The 14,655-nt window shown below is 54.4% G+C and carries 16 protein-coding genes; 5 read left to right on the top strand and 11 right to left on the bottom strand.

The window, feature by feature from the left end; genetic code table 11:
- Positions 1–52: 52 nt before the first annotated feature.
- Both C3432_RS08605 and rlmC read left to right on the top strand, forming a co-directional pair.
- Entirely contained in the window at positions 53–541 is a 489-nt protein-coding gene (locus tag C3432_RS08605) for a YbjO family protein (RefSeq protein WP_103776205.1), read from the top strand.
- Between the two features lie 40 nt (positions 542–581).
- Positions 582–1,709 (top strand): 23S rRNA (uracil(747)-C(5))-methyltransferase RlmC, encoded by a 1,128-nt coding sequence (gene rlmC / locus C3432_RS08600; protein WP_103776204.1) that lies wholly within the window; start codon positions 582–584, stop codon positions 1,707–1,709.
- 37 nt (positions 1,710–1,746) lie between these two features.
- Here rlmC and artJ read toward each other — a convergent pair whose 3' ends face one another.
- The 6 genes from artJ to C3432_RS08570 all read right to left on the bottom strand — a co-directional run bounded on the left by artJ (position 1,747) and on the right by C3432_RS08570 (position 6,268).
- A complete protein-coding gene (gene artJ, locus C3432_RS08595) occupies positions 1,747–2,478 on the bottom strand; it encodes an arginine ABC transporter substrate-binding protein ArtJ (RefSeq protein WP_103776203.1) in 732 nt (243 codons plus the stop codon).
- Positions 2,479–2,656: 178 nt separating this feature from the next.
- Positions 2,657–3,325: an arginine ABC transporter permease ArtM gene (gene artM, locus C3432_RS08590; RefSeq protein WP_103776202.1), complete on the bottom strand. Its 669-nt coding sequence runs from the start codon at positions 3,323–3,325 to the stop codon at positions 2,657–2,659.
- Positions 3,325–4,041: an arginine ABC transporter permease ArtQ gene (gene artQ, locus C3432_RS08585; protein ID WP_103776201.1), complete on the bottom strand. Its 717-nt coding sequence runs from the start codon at positions 4,039–4,041 to the stop codon at positions 3,325–3,327. Before artQ ends, artM begins: the two co-directional genes overlap by 1 nt.
- A gap of 6 nt (positions 4,042–4,047) precedes the next feature.
- Complete coding sequence (artI, locus tag C3432_RS08580; RefSeq protein WP_103776200.1) at positions 4,048–4,779, bottom strand: arginine ABC transporter substrate-binding protein ArtI; 732 nt, start codon at positions 4,777–4,779, stop codon at positions 4,048–4,050.
- 17 nt (positions 4,780–4,796) lie between these two features.
- Entirely contained in the window at positions 4,797–5,525 is a 729-nt protein-coding gene (gene artP / locus C3432_RS08575) for an arginine ABC transporter ATP-binding protein ArtP (RefSeq protein ID WP_103776199.1), read from the bottom strand.
- Positions 5,526–5,752: 227 nt separating this feature from the next.
- Entirely contained in the window at positions 5,753–6,268 is a 516-nt protein-coding gene (locus tag C3432_RS08570) for a lipoprotein (protein WP_103776198.1), read from the bottom strand.
- Between the two features lie 280 nt (positions 6,269–6,548).
- On the opposite strand from C3432_RS08570, the gene C3432_RS08565 reads away from it, so the two are divergent.
- Both C3432_RS08565 and C3432_RS08560 read left to right on the top strand, forming a co-directional pair.
- Positions 6,549–6,872, top strand: a complete 324-nt coding sequence (locus C3432_RS08565) for a heavy metal-binding domain-containing protein (protein WP_042320310.1) — start codon at positions 6,549–6,551, stop codon at positions 6,870–6,872.
- Entirely contained in the window at positions 6,869–7,699 is an 831-nt protein-coding gene (locus tag C3432_RS08560; protein ID WP_103776197.1) for an N-acetylmuramoyl-L-alanine amidase, read from the top strand. Before C3432_RS08565 ends, C3432_RS08560 begins: the two co-directional genes overlap by 4 nt.
- Here the strand turns inward: C3432_RS08560 and C3432_RS08555 are convergent.
- From C3432_RS08555 to poxB, 4 genes are all read right to left on the bottom strand, one after another.
- Entirely contained in the window at positions 7,696–8,709 is a 1,014-nt protein-coding gene (locus tag C3432_RS08555) for an NAD-dependent epimerase/dehydratase family protein (RefSeq protein ID WP_103776196.1), read from the bottom strand. The genes C3432_RS08560 and C3432_RS08555 overlap by 4 nt on opposite strands.
- Before the next feature lie 98 nt (positions 8,710–8,807).
- Positions 8,808–10,238: an SDR family oxidoreductase gene (locus C3432_RS08550; protein WP_103776195.1), complete on the bottom strand. Its 1,431-nt coding sequence runs from the start codon at positions 10,236–10,238 to the stop codon at positions 8,808–8,810.
- Positions 10,239–10,248: 10 nt separating this feature from the next.
- A complete protein-coding gene (ltaE, locus tag C3432_RS08545) occupies positions 10,249–11,250 on the bottom strand; it encodes a low-specificity L-threonine aldolase (RefSeq protein ID WP_103776194.1) in 1,002 nt (333 codons plus the stop codon).
- A gap of 38 nt (positions 11,251–11,288) precedes the next feature.
- Positions 11,289–13,007 carry a ubiquinone-dependent pyruvate dehydrogenase gene (poxB, locus tag C3432_RS08540; RefSeq protein ID WP_103776193.1) on the bottom strand — a complete coding sequence of 573 codons (1,719 nt, stop codon included), beginning with the start codon at positions 13,005–13,007 and terminating at the stop codon, positions 11,289–11,291.
- Positions 13,008–13,157: 150 nt separating this feature from the next.
- Here poxB and C3432_RS08535 point away from each other — a divergent pair, with 150 nt between their 5' ends.
- The gene (locus C3432_RS08535; RefSeq protein ID WP_103776192.1) at positions 13,158–13,592 is read left to right on the top strand and encodes a DoxX family protein; all 435 of its coding nucleotides are present in this window, start codon (positions 13,158–13,160) and stop codon (positions 13,590–13,592) included.
- Between the two features lie 89 nt (positions 13,593–13,681).
- Here the strand turns inward: C3432_RS08535 and hcr are convergent, their stop codons facing one another.
- Positions 13,682–14,650: an NADH oxidoreductase gene (hcr, locus tag C3432_RS08530; RefSeq protein WP_103776191.1), complete on the bottom strand. Its 969-nt coding sequence runs from the start codon at positions 14,648–14,650 to the stop codon at positions 13,682–13,684.
- Positions 14,651–14,655 lie beyond the last annotated feature (5 nt).

Here is a 14,655-nt window from a genome sequence, read left to right as displayed (position 1 = left end):
AATTTGCCAACCTGGCTATTCTTCACCGCGCACGTTGTGCGGTGAAGTTTTCATGGAAGACGAATCGTTGGGATTTTTTAAAAAAACATCCTCATCACATGCCCGCTTAAATGTGCCTGCGCTGGTGCAGGTGGCGGCGCTCGCCATTATTATGATCCGCTGCCTCGATCTGCTGATGATTTTTAACACGCTCGGCGTACGTGGGCTGGTCGATTTTGTTCATCGCAGTGTGCAGACGTGGAGCCTGACGCTGGTTTTTCTGGGCAGTCTGGTGCTGGTTTTCGTTGAAATCTGGTGCGCCTTTTCGCTGGTGAAGGGACGTAACTGGGCGCGCTGGACCTATCTGCTGACGCAAATTATTGCCGCCGGGTACCTGTGGGCGGCCTCGCTGGGGTACGGTTATCCGGAATTGTTCAGTATTGCCGGAGAGTCAAAGCGTGAAATTTTCCGTACGCTGATGATGCAAAAACTCCCCGATATACTGGTTTTGCTGCTGCTGTTTATTCCTGCGGCGAGTCGGCGGTTCTTCCGTTTGCAATAATGTGTATAATCGTCGCCCCTGATCATCTGAAGGTTTTTGTATGCAGTGCGCACTCTATGACGCCGATCGCTGTCGCTCCTGCCCGTGGATAACGCAGCCGATTCGCGATCAGCTTTTCGCTAAAACAGCCGATCTGCAGCACCTGCTTGCCGGTTTTTCTGTTGGCGAGTGGGGCGCGCCCGTCACTGGCCCGGAAGCCGGTTTTCGTAATAAAGCTAAAATGGTCGTCAGCGGCAGCGTGGAGAAGCCTTTGCTGGGGATGCTGCATCGCGACGGTACCCCGGAGGATCTGTGTGATTGTCCGCTCTATCCCGCCTCGTTTGCACCGGTATTTTCCGCGCTAAAACCATTCATTGCCCGGGCAGGATTAACGCCGTACAACGTGGCACGTAAACGCGGTGAGCTGAAGTACATTTTGCTGACGGAAAGCCAGCTTGATGGCGGCATGATGCTGCGTTTTGTCCTGCGGTCGCAGACCAAACTGGCACAGCTGTATGCGGCGCTGCCGTGGTTACAGGCGCAGCTACCGCAACTGAAGGTGATAACGGCTAACATCCAGCCGGTACATATGGCGATTATGGAAGGGGAGGAGGAGATTTTCCTGACCAAACAGCAGGCTCTGGCAGAGCGTTTTAACGAGGTTCCTCTGTGGATCCGCCCGCAAAGTTTCTTCCAGACTAACCCGGTTGTCGCAAGTGAATTGTATGCGACGGCGCGCAGCTGGGTGCGTCAGCTTCCGGTGAATCACATGTGGGATCTGTTCTGTGGGGTGGGCGGTTTTGGCCTGCATTGTGCGACGCCGCAGATGCAGCTAACCGGGATTGAAATCGCACCTGAGGCGATAGCCTGTGCAAAACAGTCTGCCGCCGAACTGGGGCTAACGAATCTGCACTTTCAGGCGCTGGACTCTACTCAATTTGCCACCCGGCAAGAGGCGGTACCAGAACTGGTGCTGGTGAATCCGCCGCGTCGCGGTATTGGCAAACCTCTGTGTGATTATCTCACGCAGATGGCGCCGCCGTTTATTATCTATTCCAGCTGTAACGCCCGCAGTATGGCGAAAGACATCCATGAACTTCCGGATTACCGAATCGAACGCGTCCAGCTCTTCGATATGTTTCCGCATACCGCGCACTACGAAGTGCTGACGCTGCTCGTCAGGCAATAAAAAACCCGCGTTCGCGGGTTTTCAGGTAGATTCAGGCTTACTGCGGAAACCACTGGTCGCTGATTTTTTGATACGTGCCATCGGCTTTGATCGCTACCAGCGCGCCGTTCAGTTTATCCAGCAGCGCCTTGTTATCAGGACGAACGGCGATACCGAGACCAGTACCGAAATACTGCGGATCGGTGACTTTCTCTGTTGCAGCCCCCAGCTGTGGGTTGGTTTTCAGCCACTCATTTACTACAGCGGTGTCGCCGAACACGCCATCGATACGGCCATTTTTCAGGTCAATAATCGCATTCTGGTAACTGTCATACGCTACCGTTTTGACTTCAGGGTGTTTATCCTGCAGGTATTTCTGGTGGGTGGTGCCATTTTCCATACCGATACGCTTACCTTTCAGGTCGGCGAAGGTTTTATAGGCATCTTTCTTCGCAATCACCAGCGCAGAGTTTGCGTAGTAGGGGTGGGTGAATGCCACCTGTTTGCTACGCTCTGGCGTGATATCCATACCGGAGATCACCGCATCATATTTCTTAAATTTCAGCGCCGGGATCAGGCTGTCAAAGGCATGGTTGGTGAACGTACATTCTGCCTGCATTTGCTTGCACAGGGCTTTCGCCAGGTCGAGGTCGAAGCCAACGATCTGATTATTCGCATCCAGCGATTCAAACGGTGGATAGGTTGCAGAGACGCCGAAGCTGATTTTTTCTGCGGCAGAGGCGCCGACGGCGAAGGAAGCCAGTAATACGGCCAGAACTAACTTTTTCATGGTGTCACTCCCGTCTGTCAATCTTATGATTATTCGCCGTATCTGCGGCAGGAATCACAATGCCAGTTATTGAATTTTTATGCAATAAAATTGATTTAATATTTTTTAAGAAATAAAAAAAGACGGACAACTGTGAAAGTTGTCCGTCTCGTTGATTCTGTTTTATGCAGTTTATCGATTAGTTTCTGCGTTCAAACGCCAGCGCTTTACGCTCGATCATACGCATCATCAACGTCAGCAACCCGTTGACTACCAGGTAAATGACGCCAGCCGCGCCAAATACCATCACATCGTAAGTGCGACCGTACAGCAACTGGCTGTAACCCATCACTTCCATCAGCGTAATGGTATAGGCCAGAGAGGTACTCTTAAAGACCAGTACCACTTCGTTGGAATACGAAGAGAGGGAGCGTTTTAACGCATACGGCAGCAGGATCGCCAGCGTATCTTTCTTGCTCATCCCCAGCGCGCTGCAGGACTGCCACTGGCCCTCAGGAATGGCGCGGATCGCCCCGTAGAACAGTTGCGTGGTATAGGCCGCACTGTTCAGCGACAGCGCGATCAACGCACATAGCCAGGGCTCAGACAGCAGATGCCACAGTACCGGATACTCCTGCAAAGACGGAAACTGTCCCGGTCCGTAGTAGATCAGGAAGATCTGCACCAGCAGCGGCGTACCGGTAAAGAGCGTGATATAGCCGCGTACTATCCACTCCAGCACGGATGTTTTCAGCGTCAGAATGATGGTGAAAATCAGCGCCATAACGAGCGCAACGGCGATAGACGCCACGGTGAGCGTCAGGCTGGTATGCAGCCCTTTCAACAGTTGAGGTAAATACTCAAACATCAGCCTGGTCTCCGCTCAAAACGTGTCGTGTGCAGGTCAATGCGTTTGAGAATGTACTGACTGATGAGCGTAATCACCAGGTAGATTGCCGCCGCAATGATATACCAGTTAAACGGCTCCTGAGTCCGGGTTGCAATGCTCTTGGTTTGTAGCATCAGATCGTTGACGCTGATAAGGCTGACCAGGGCGGTATCTTTTAACAGCACCAGCCACTGATTGCCCAATCCAGGCAAAGCGTGACGCCACATTTGCGGCATCACCAGACGGAAGAATATCGCCGTCTTTGATAAGCCCAGCGCCTGACCGGATTCCCACTGACCGATGGGGACCGCTTTCAGCGCGCCGCGCAGCGTTTGCGAGGCATAGGCCGCATAAAGCAGAGAGAGGGCGATCACACCGCACAGGAACGGGCTGACGTCGAAGTTTTCGATCTCCATCTGCACAGGGATCTGCGCAAAACCGAGAGGGATCGTAAAGCCGTCAGACAGCGTCAGAAGAAGCTGGGAGGAACCGAAATAGATAAACAGCACCACCAGAATTTCCGGCAGGCCGCGCAGAATGGTTACCAGTCCCGTGCCGGTCCATGCCACCGGGCGCCATTTTGCTGACTCCCAGACGGCAAAAAACATTGCCAGCGCCAGGCCGACAATCAGCGCGCAAACGGCAAGGCCGACGGTCATCCCGGCGGCACTTGCTAAAGGAAAAAATTCGTTCATCAAGGATTACTTCTGGAACCATTTGTTATAGATGGTCTCGTAAGTCCCATCTTTCTTCACTTTTTCCAGCGCAGTATTGAATTTCTGCTGCAGCTCGGTGTTGTCCTGACGAACCGCGATGCCAAGACCGGTGCCGAAGTAATCTTTATCGGTGACTTTGTCGCCAACCGACGCCAGCTTTGGATTATCCTTCAGCCACTCGGTAACCACAGCGGTATCGCCGAACACGCCGTCAATACGCCCGTTTTGCAGATCCAGCTTCGCGTTCTGATAGCTGTCATAAGGCACGGTAGTGATTTCCGGATGTTTATCCATAATGAATTTCTGGTGCGTCGTCCCGTTCTGTACGCCCACTTTCTTACCTTTCAGCTGATCGATAGTGGTGTACTTACCCTGCTGACCGACAAACAGCGCGGAGTTGTCGTAGTAAGGCGTGGTGAACAGCACCTGTTTTTCACGTTCTGGCGTGATATCCATACCTGCCATTACGGCGTCGAAGCGACGGAATTTCAGGCTTGGGATCAGGCTGTCGAACGCCTGGTTTGTGAAGGTACAGGTGGCATCGATCTCTTTACACAGGGCATTGGCCAGATCAACGTCGAAGCCGACGATCTGGTTATTGGCATCCATTGATTCAAACGGAGGATAGGACGCTTCGGTTGCAAAACGAAGGGTCTGGGCTGCTGTAGCGGAAAGGCTAAAGCCTACAATTAGTGCGGCAATCAGAACTTTTTTCATGGCTTTTGTCCCGAATCTTAGTGAGATAAGTAGTTTTTAAATGCTTCGGTTTGCGGGTTGGCAAAGCAGCTCGCATCACCAAACTCGACGATATGACCGTTTTCCATATACACCACACGACTGGCGGTTTTACGCGCCACTTCCACTTCATGGGTAACGATCACCTGGGTAATTTTGGTTTCCGCCAGTTCGCGAATAATGCTGACGATCTGTGCGGTGATTTCCGGATCCAGTGCGGCGGTGGGTTCATCAAACAGCAGCACCTGGGGTTCCATCATCAGCGCGCGGGCAATCGCCACACGCTGTTGCTGACCACCGGAGAGGTGCAGCGGGTAGCGATCGCTGTAGGGCTTCAGACGCAGACGTTCCAGCAGCTTCTCCGCACGCGCCAGCGCCTGGTCTTTCGTCAACCCCAGCACGCGGCAGGGAGCTTCGATCAGGTTCTGCACTACGGTCAGATGCGGCCACAGATTATATTGCTGAAAGACCATCCCAACGTTCTGACGCAGCTCGCGAATCGCTTTATCTGACGGGGTCTTAGTAAAGTCGAAATGATTACCTGCAATGTTGAGCGTGCCGGAACGGGGCATCTCAAGCAGATTGAGTACACGCAGCAGCGAGCTTTTACCCGCGCCGCTAGGGCCAAGTAACACCAGTGTTTCACCCTGCGGGCAATCCAGCGTGATATCGAACAGCGCCTGATGCGCGCCGTAGAAGCAGTTAATGCCGTTTAATTGAATACTCATTGACACTCGTATACTGGCAGTCTGATAGCTATTGAAGCCGCAGATAGTACCTTTGACAGAATAGTTATGCAATATTTATGCGTTAAAAGTTAAATGTAGCGCGCATTTCCTCTTAAACATAGCACAATATAGCGGGGTGAATAGTCGGCAAGAACAATTGTCGGCATTCCATACAGAATGCCAGACAATTTCCGGGGGATATGATTTTTCAGCGTGTTGCAGGGGGATTAACGGTTCTCGACAGACTGACGCAGGCTACCGGCAGGCGCATGCACGCTGCCGCCCAGATAACGCACATCATCAATCACCCAGCATTGACCTTCGCGGATCATCAACACTTCATCACGCCAGCTCTGGTCTCCCTGTTTCAGCTCAACCCGCAGCGGAATATTGCGTGCATCGCTATTCGGGATGGTCGAGGCGCTGGTCACGCTGGCGCTGTCCGGCAGGGTGGTACGGCTGGAGAATGGGTCACTGCTCATCAGTTGACGGTGTTCTGTGTCGCGACTGGCATCAGAGAGCAGCTTTGCCAGATTATCACTCAGATAAGGGCGAAGGGCGGTAATATCGTTACTACGGTGCTGAATGCGGTAGTCATAGAATTGTTGGGCCACACTATCCGGACCGCCTTCCACACACGGACCGCTACGTGAACCATTGTCCTTGTAAGCCGGTGTGACGGTCGTACAGGCGCTGAGAAGTAGCGCGCAAGGGATGAATAAAGCAAGTTTGCAATAGCGCATGATGATTTCCTTATATACTCGTCATACTTCAGGTTGCTGGTGCGTTGCCGCGTGACTCGTCCTTTGGCCTCGCCTCTTTGGGACCAGCGCAAGCGCTGTTTAAAACGACTATGCCGTTTTGTCCTGCAACCCAAATTATGTAGAGTGTAAGCGATCGTTCAGGAACCGATCTACGATAACCAATTATATCCTTTCAATGATAGTGTATCGGTTTGATAATGCTTTAGAGATCGTGCTCTTATAACGCTGTCTGCGTATGACTCAATACAGGAGAGTAACCATGCAGTTTTCGACAACACCTACGCTGGAAGGGCAAAGCATCGTGGAATACTGCGGTGTGGTTACAGGTGAAGCCATTCTGGGGGCGAACATCTTCCGCGATTTCTTTGCGGGTATTCGCGATATCGTCGGCGGGCGTTCCGGTGCCTATGAAAAAGAGCTACGCAAAGCGCGTGAAATTGCCTTTGCGGAATTGGGCGAGCAGGCCAAAGCATTAGGTGCCGATGCGGTGGTTGGCATTGATATTGATTACGAAACCGTCGGTAAAGACAGCAGTATGCTAATGGTAAGCGTCAGCGGCACCGCGGTGAAAACGCGCCGATGAGACGTCTGCTGTGGCTGGCGGTCTTCGCGCTGCTGCTGACCGGGTGCGCCAGTGAAAAAGGAATAATCGATAAAGAGGCGTATCAGCTCGATACCCGTCATCAGGCGCAGGCGGCCTACCCGCGCATTAAAGTGCTGGTGATCCACTATACGGCGGATGATTTCGATACCTCGCTGGCGACGCTGACGGATAAAAACGTCAGCTCACACTATCTGGTCCCGGCGCAACCGCCGCTGCATCGCGGCAAGCCGCGTATCTGGCAACTGGTGCCGGAGCAGGATCTGGCCTGGCATGCCGGGATCAGTTTCTGGCGGGGCGCAACGAGGATCAACGATACCTCGATCGGCATTGAGCTGGAAAATCGTGGCTGGCAAAAATCGGCGGGGATGAAGTATTTTGCGCCGTTTGAGGTGGCGCAAATCCAGGCGTTAATCCCGCTGGCGAAAGATATTATCGCCCGTTACGACATTAAGCCGCAGAACGTGGTAGCCCATGCGGATATCGCGCCGCAGCGTAAAGACGATCCCGGTCCGCTGTTTCCGTGGCGCGAACTGGCGGCGCAGGGCATCGGCGCATGGCCGGACGCCCGGCGGGTAACGTTTTATCTGGCAGGGCGTGCGCCGCATGAGCCAGTAGAGACCGCCGCATTACTCGATCTGCTGGCGCGCTATGGTTATGAGGTCAAACCCGAAATGACGCCGCAGGAACAGCAGCGGGTGATCATGGCGTTCCAGATGCACTTCCGCCCGACGTTATGGAACGGCGTGGCGGATGCCGAAACCCAGGCGATTGCCGGGGCGTTGCTGGAGAAGTACGGACAGGGTTAACGTGGGAGCTTGCCGTGGTCGCGTAGCCAGGCTGCGGTACGCTCGATGCCTTTATCCAGAGTGACGATCGGCTGGTATCCCAGCTCTTCCTGGGCACGCGTAATGTCCAGCGTAAAATCGAAATTGAGCTTTGATACGCCGTAGTGCGTCAACGCGGGTTCTTTGGCGGATTTATTGCCAAAACGCTCCATACTGCGGGCGATCATATCCAGCATCGGGTAAGGCACCGAGCGGATACGGCAATCAATATTGAGTTCATCAATCAGTTTTTTCACAATGCTGCGTAACGTCCGGTGTTCACCGTTGGTAATGTTATATGCCCGGCCCGACGGCAGTGTGTCGCACGCTTCCTGACTTGCCAGCCACATGGCGTGAACGGCGTTTTCGTAATAGGTCATATCCACCAGAGCGCTTCCGCCGTGAGGTAACAGCACGCTGCCGTACTGGTGCATCATATGCGCCAGACGTGGGATAAACACTTTGTCATGCGGCCCGAAGAGACTCTGCGGACGCAGTACCGTAAATCGCGTTTGCGGGTTGGCCTGGGCCAGCAGGGAGATCACATCTTCGCCCGCGGCTTTACTACGTGCGAATTCATTAGCGAAACGGTGAGGGCGAAACTCCTCTTTGATATCGCGGTGATGGTGGTAATCGAAGTAGAGCGAGGGTGAAGAGATATGAATAAAATTACGTACGCCCCAGGCCACGGCCCATTCACCGAGACGACGGGTGGCGCGCACGTTTGCCAGATCAAAGGCTTCCTGGGTTCCCCACGGTGAGGTAAAACTGGAGCAGTGCCAGAGCGTGTCAATGCCCGCCAGCATCACTTTTGCCTGTGAGGAGACCAGTTCGGTCAGATCCGCATGGACAAACTCCGCCCCGATTTTTTCCAGCAGCTTACCCATCGCTTCGTTGCGACCGGTTGCTCTGACGCTGATGCCCTTATTGCGCAAAAACTCAACCGCGTTTCGACCTAAGCCGCTGGTTGCGCCGGTAACCAGTACCTTCATATCAATCCACTGTGGTTAATAGAACTTCGTGCGCATTCTTCCGTGAATTACGTCTGTATGCAATGGGAAACGTGAAAGAATACGGCATGTTTTTATTTTTAATCTGTGATTTGTTCTGCAAGTCTGGCGATGCGTTTCGCCATTCCGCGGAAAATGAACAGGTGCGCCGGGATCATCAGCAGCCAATAGAAGAGGCCGGGCATGCCATGCGGATGCCACCATGCGCGGACATCAATCTGCCGATAGTCGCCTTTATCCTCAAGGGTAAAACTCAGTCGGCCCAGCCCTGGCGCCTTCATGCCGAACAGCATCGTCAGCTGTTTTTCCGGCTCAGCGATGATGACTTTCCAGCTGTCTACCGTATCGCCTGGCTGAAGCAAGGCATGTTCAGGACGACCTTTTGCCAGCCGGTGACCTACTAACAGATCCATCGCCGCCCGCGTCTTCCATAAAATATTGCCGAAAAAATAGCCTTCCTTCCCGCCGATGCGGTTAACCACCTGCCACAGCGCTTTCCGACTGGCTGGCGTTTTAACGGTAAAGCCTGCCTGTTTAGCGAAAAAACCGTACTCTGGCCTCCAGCGAGCGAAGGCCTGGGCGTCATAGCCCCAGTCGCTGGAATTCACCAGTTTTTCTTCCTCTTTCAGCGTACGGCGTACGGCATCATCAAAGGCGATCAGCTTCTGCGGTATCAATGCCCTCAGCTCAGCGTCATCAGCCAGCAGATCGTGCCTGAGTCCCTGGATCAACGCTTTGGCCGTAGTGGGCGGCACGGAGGTAATCACATTCAGAAACCATACCGAAATCCAGCGGGTGGGGAAGGGGATGGGGATAAGCAGGCGATGCTTGCCGCTCACCGCCATAAAATGTTCAAACTGCTCCTGGTAGCTTAATACCTGCGGACCGGCGGCTTCGAGGATCCGGTGTTCGCCGGAAGGTTTTTCCAGGAGGGCGACCAGGTAGTGCAGCAGGTTTTCCAGGGCGATGGGGGTTGTACGCGAACGCACCCAGCGCGGCGGGGTCAGTATCGGCAGGTTATAGACCATGTCGCGCATCACCTCAAAGGCGGCAGAGCCTGCGCCGACGATGATCCCCGCACGCAGTTCGGTCACCGGAACGCCCGATTCGCGCAGGGTGTCTGCGGTGATTTGCCGGGCGCGCAGATGATCGGACTGTTCATGGATCGGGGCCTGCAACGAGCTGAGAAAGATCAATTGCTTAACCGGCGTGGCGCGCAGCGCATCACGGACATTCAGCGCGACCTGGCGTTCATGGGCGATAAAATCTCCCCCCTCGCCCATGCCGTGTACAAGGTAGTAAACCGTATCAATATTCTCTAATAAAGCAGGCAGGTTTTTCGGCCAGTTGAGATCGACCTTGTGACAGCTGACCTGCGCCAGGTGCTGCTTTTCCAGTCGCTCAATGCGACGTGCCGCCGCCAGAACCTGATGCCCTTGCTGGCTAAGCGCGCGCACCAGATGTTGACCAATATAGCCACTGGCGCCAAGAACCAAAATGCGTTGCGGCACGTTCTCTCCTTTAGCGATTTAAGAATGCGCGCCAGTGGGCGGCGACTTCGGCAAGCTGTTCACGCGAAACGTCCAGATGGGTAACCAGACGAACAATCGGCGAGGCATTGATCAGCACATCGTGTGCTTTCATGTATTCGCCCAGCGCCGCGGCGTTTTTTTCGCCGACGCGTACGAAGAGCATGTTGGTATCGTGGCGCATAACATCGGCACCGGCTTCGCGCAGCTGTTCTGCCATCCAGGCCGCGTTGGCGTGATCTTCCTGCAGGCGTGCGACGTTGTTCTTCAGCGCATAAAGCCCGGCCGCAGCCAGGATCCCGGCCTGACGCATTCCGCCACCGGTCATTTTACGCCAGCGAGTCGCACGTTTGATGTAATCATGGCTGCCTACCAGCAATGAGCCGACCGGCGTTCCCAGACCTTTGGATAGGCAGATGGTGAAAGAGTCGCAGTACCGGGTAATGTCTTTCAGCTCGCAGCCGTAAGCTACCACGGCGTTAAAAATACGTGCGCCGTCAACGTGCAGCGCAAGATTTCGTTCGCGGGTGAAATCCCACGCCGCTTTCAGATACTCACGCGGCAGCACTTTTCCATTATGGGTGTTTTCAAGGCTAAGCAGGCGGGTACGGGCAAAATGGATATCGTCGGCTTTGATTTTTGCCGCGACCTTATCCAGTGGCAGCGTACCGTCGCTGTCGGCATCGATCGGCTGTGGCTGAATGCTGCCGAGCACCGCAGCGCCACCCGCTTCATACAGATAGTTATGTGCTCCCTGACCGGCAATATACTCTTCGCCACGCTGGCAATGGCTGAGCAGGGCGACGAGATTGGCCTGGGTTCCGGTGGGTAAAAAAATTGCCGCGTCTTTGCCTGAAAGCTCTGCGGCGTATCGCTGGAGGGCATTTACGGTCGGGTCATCTCCGTATACGTCGTCCCCGACCGGGGCGGACATCATCTCTTCGAGCATGGCGCGGCTCGGCCGGGTTACGGTATCACTGCGTAAATCGATCATTGCACATCCCTATAGTTTAAAAGGCGATGTGCATTGTTTTACCTTAGCCAGTTGGTTTTCGCCAGTTCGATTACCTCATCACCGCGTCCGCTGATGATGGCACGCAGCATATACAGGCTGAACCCTTTGGCCTGCTCAAGTTTGATCTGCGGCGGAATAGCCAGCTCTTCCTTCGCCACCACGACATCAACCAGCACCGGGCCGTCAATTGACATCGCCCGTTGCAACGCCTCATCAACCTCAGAGGCTTTTTCCACGCGAATGCCGGTGATCCCACAGGCTTCGGCAATGCGTGCAAAGTTGGTATCGTGTAGCCCGGTACCGTCAGTAAGATAGCCGCCCGCTTTCATTTCCATCGCCACAAAGCCCAGCACGCTGTTGTTGAAGACCACGATTTTGAGCGGCAGCTTCATCTGCACAACGGACAAAAAATCCCCCATCAGCATGCTAAAACCGCCGTCGCCACACAGGGCAATCACCTGACGATTGGGAGCGGTTGCCTGTGCGCCCAGGGCCTGCGGCATGGCGTTGGCCATCGAACCGTGGTTGAAGGAACCCAGCAGGCGGCGTTTTCCATTCATCTTCAGATAACGGGCTGCCCAGACCGTCGGCGTGCCGACATCACAGGTGAAAATGGCATCATCCGCGGCAAAATGGCCGATCTGCTGCGCCAGATACTGCGGGTGAATGGCTTTCTCGCTGGGTTTTGCCAGATCGTCCAACCCTTTACGTGCATCGCGATAGTGCTCCAGCGCTTTATCGAGGAAATGACGATCGGTCTTCTCTTCCACCAGCGGCAGCAGCGCGGCAAGCGTTGATTTAATATCGCCAACCAGCGCCATATCCACCTTACTGTGTGCTCCGATGCTGGCCGGATTGATGTCAATCTGAATAATTTTGGCGTCGGTCGGGTAGAAGGCACGATAAGGAAACTGGGGGCCAAGCAGGATCAGCGTGTCGGCATTCATCATGGTGTGAAAACCGGAAGAAAAGCCGATGAGGCCAGTCATACCCACGTCGTAAGGGTTATCGTATTCGACATGTTCTTTTCCACGCAGCGCGTGAACAATGGGCGCTTTGATTTTGGCGGCGAATTCGACCAGCTCTTTATGGGCACCCGCACAGCCGCTGCCGCACATCAGCGCGATATTGCTGGAGTAGCGTAATAGCTGCGCCAGTTTTTTTAACTCTTCCGCCTCGGGCGTCACCACGGGTAACGGCGCATGATACCAGTGGGTGCTGGCGCTCTCCGGCGCCAGCTTCAGCGCGACATCGCCGGGTAGCACCACCACGGACACGCCCCGGTTCAGCACCGCTTTGCGCATGGCGATGGCCAGAACCTGCGGGATTTGTTCCGGGCTGGACACTAACTCGCAATAGTGGCTGCATTCGCGGAATAACTCCTGCGGATGTGTCTCCTGAAAATATCCGCTGCCAATCTCACTGGATGGAATATGTGCAGCAATCGCCAGTACCGGGACGTGATTACGGTGACAGTCAAATAGGCCGTTAATCAGATGCAGGTTACCGGGGCCGCAGGAACCCGCGCAAACGGCCAGTTCTCCGGTGAGCTGCGCCTCTGCGCCAGCGGCAAAGGCGGCGACCTCTTCATGGCGGGTTGGCATCCACTCAATCGTTCCCATGCGATTAAGACTGTCACTCAGGCCGTTCAGGGAGTCGCCCGTCACGCCCCAGATCCGTTTCACGCCAGCTCGTTCAAGAGTTTTAGCAATAAAAGCGGCAACCGTTTGTTTCATGGTTTTCCATCTCCTTTTTGTGATACCGGTTACAAGTCTAGTTGAATATCATGGTTACGCTTCTCATCCCTTCTTACTTTCGGCAGGTATTTTTCGTCGAAAAAAGATGTTGCGTAGAGCCAGGTATGGCGAAAAAAGGAGTAAATTCAGATGATTGTATTGCTTTTAAATAGAGTGAACCGCATGTTGACGCATGAGGACTTTGGCAAGTTTTTATTACGCCTGGCGGTTGGCGGGCTGATGTTATTTCACGGTCTGCATAAGTTGTTTGCTGGTATTGACGGGATCAGTGGAATGTTGATCGCGAAAGGATTACCCGGATTTATCGCTTACGGTGTACTGGTGGGAGAAGTGATTGCGCCGTGCCTGTTGATTCTGGGGATCCTGACGCGGCCGGCGGCACTGGTGCTGGCGTTCACGATGGTCGTTGCCTGGCTCATGGTCGGAATGGGGGAGACCGGGTCGCTGGATAAAACCGGCGCGTGGGCAATAGAAAGTCTGATTTATTTCTTTGCTGGTGCGCTGGCGGTGGCATTTCTTGGTGCGGGGCGTTATTCCGTCGTCAGGAATTCAGCCTGGCGATGAGGCGTTGCCGGAAGGAGACGTGAATGCCTTATCTGGCCTGCAGATATTTTCGCAAGCCGGATAAGCGCAGCGTTATTTTTAATTAGCGATCAGGCAAGCACCAAATCACCCTGCGGATGACAGGAACAGGCCAGCACATAGCCTTCGGCGATTTCCGAATCGGTCAGCGTCATGGTGCTGCTGACCGTATACTCACCGGAAACAACTTTTGTTTTACAGCAGCCGCAAACGCCAGCGCGACAGGCGGCGGTTACCGGAACCTTGTTGCTCTCCAGCGCCTCCAGCAGCGTGGTGCCGACCGGGGCGTAAAACGCCTTCGCGTCCTGAAGTCGGGTGAACTTCAGGCCGCCCGTCGCCGCTTCAGCCACCGGGGTGAAGAACTTCTCTTTAAAGAATCGCGTCACGCCATGCGCTTTCACTTCTTTCTCTACCCAATCCATATAGGGCGCGGGGCCGCAGGTCATGACGGTGCGTGCTGCCAGATCCGGCACGCGTTGCAGCAGCTCCGTCGTCAGCCGACCGGCGATAAAACCGTCAGTGGCGTTGTTTTCCGCAACCAGCGTGACCGGATACTGCTGCCACTCTTTGGCAAAGATGACATCCTGCGGCGAGCGTACGTTAAAGATCACCTGTACATCGGCCTGCGGACGATATTTAGCCAGCCAGCGGCGCATCGACATAATGGGCGTGACGCCACAACCGGCAGCCAGCAGCAGGAATTTATCTTCCGCTTTGTCGTCGCAGGTGAAATCCCCCTGTGCATCAGACAGCCAGAGGTAATCCCCACGCTTCACGTCGCGTGTCAGCCACTGCGAGCCTTTTCCTTCATCAATCCGACGAACGGTCAGCGTAATGTATTCACTCACCCCTGGGGTAGACGAAATCGTGTAGGCACGCAGCGTTTCCGCTGAATTGCGTACGCTGACCAGCGCATATTGTCCGGCGCGGTAGGGATAATAGTCATGGCACAGTAACGAAATAGTCCATACATCCGGCGTTTCCTGATGGATGTGATGAACCTGCATTCGCCATGGGCACTGATGGGTTGGCATCGTCATGGTTA

Origin of the sequence: Citrobacter amalonaticus (genome assembly GCF_002918555.1) — a bacterium.
GTDB classification, from domain to species: Bacteria; Pseudomonadota; Gammaproteobacteria; order Enterobacterales; family Enterobacteriaceae; genus Citrobacter_C; species Citrobacter_C amalonaticus_A.
This window is presented reverse-complemented; position numbering and strand designations above follow the sequence as displayed.

Excerpts from the sequence above, each read along its gene's own strand:
- C3432_RS08605 (WP_103776205.1), top strand. The coding sequence starts at position 53 with ATGGAAGACGAATCGTTGGGATTTTTTAAAAAAACATCCTCATCACAT.
- rlmC (WP_103776204.1), top strand. The coding sequence starts at position 582 with ATGCAGTGCGCACTCTATGACGCCGATCGCTGTCGCTCCTGCCCGTGG.
- artJ (WP_103776203.1), bottom strand. The coding sequence starts at position 2,478 with ATGAAAAAGTTAGTTCTGGCCGTATTACTGGCTTCCTTCGCCGTCGGC.
- artM (WP_103776202.1), bottom strand. The coding sequence starts at position 3,325 with ATGTTTGAGTATTTACCTCAACTGTTGAAAGGGCTGCATACCAGCCTG.
- artQ (WP_103776201.1), bottom strand. The coding sequence starts at position 4,041 with ATGAACGAATTTTTTCCTTTAGCAAGTGCCGCCGGGATGACCGTCGGC.
- artI (WP_103776200.1), bottom strand. The coding sequence starts at position 4,779 with ATGAAAAAAGTTCTGATTGCCGCACTAATTGTAGGCTTTAGCCTTTCC.
- artP (WP_103776199.1), bottom strand. The coding sequence starts at position 5,525 with ATGAGTATTCAATTAAACGGCATTAACTGCTTCTACGGCGCGCATCAG.
- C3432_RS08570 (WP_103776198.1), bottom strand. The coding sequence starts at position 6,268 with ATGCGCTATTGCAAACTTGCTTTATTCATCCCTTGCGCGCTACTTCTC.
- C3432_RS08565 (WP_042320310.1), top strand. The coding sequence starts at position 6,549 with ATGCAGTTTTCGACAACACCTACGCTGGAAGGGCAAAGCATCGTGGAA.
- C3432_RS08560 (WP_103776197.1), top strand. The coding sequence starts at position 6,869 with ATGAGACGTCTGCTGTGGCTGGCGGTCTTCGCGCTGCTGCTGACCGGG.
- C3432_RS08555 (WP_103776196.1), bottom strand. The coding sequence starts at position 8,709 with ATGAAGGTACTGGTTACCGGCGCAACCAGCGGCTTAGGTCGAAACGCG.
- ltaE (WP_103776194.1), bottom strand. The coding sequence starts at position 11,250 with ATGATCGATTTACGCAGTGATACCGTAACCCGGCCGAGCCGCGCCATG.
- poxB (WP_103776193.1), bottom strand. The coding sequence starts at position 13,007 with ATGAAACAAACGGTTGCCGCTTTTATTGCTAAAACTCTTGAACGAGCT.
- C3432_RS08535 (WP_103776192.1), top strand. The coding sequence starts at position 13,158 with ATGATTGTATTGCTTTTAAATAGAGTGAACCGCATGTTGACGCATGAG.
- hcr (WP_103776191.1), bottom strand. The coding sequence starts at position 14,650 with ATGACGATGCCAACCCATCAGTGCCCATGGCGAATGCAGGTTCATCAC.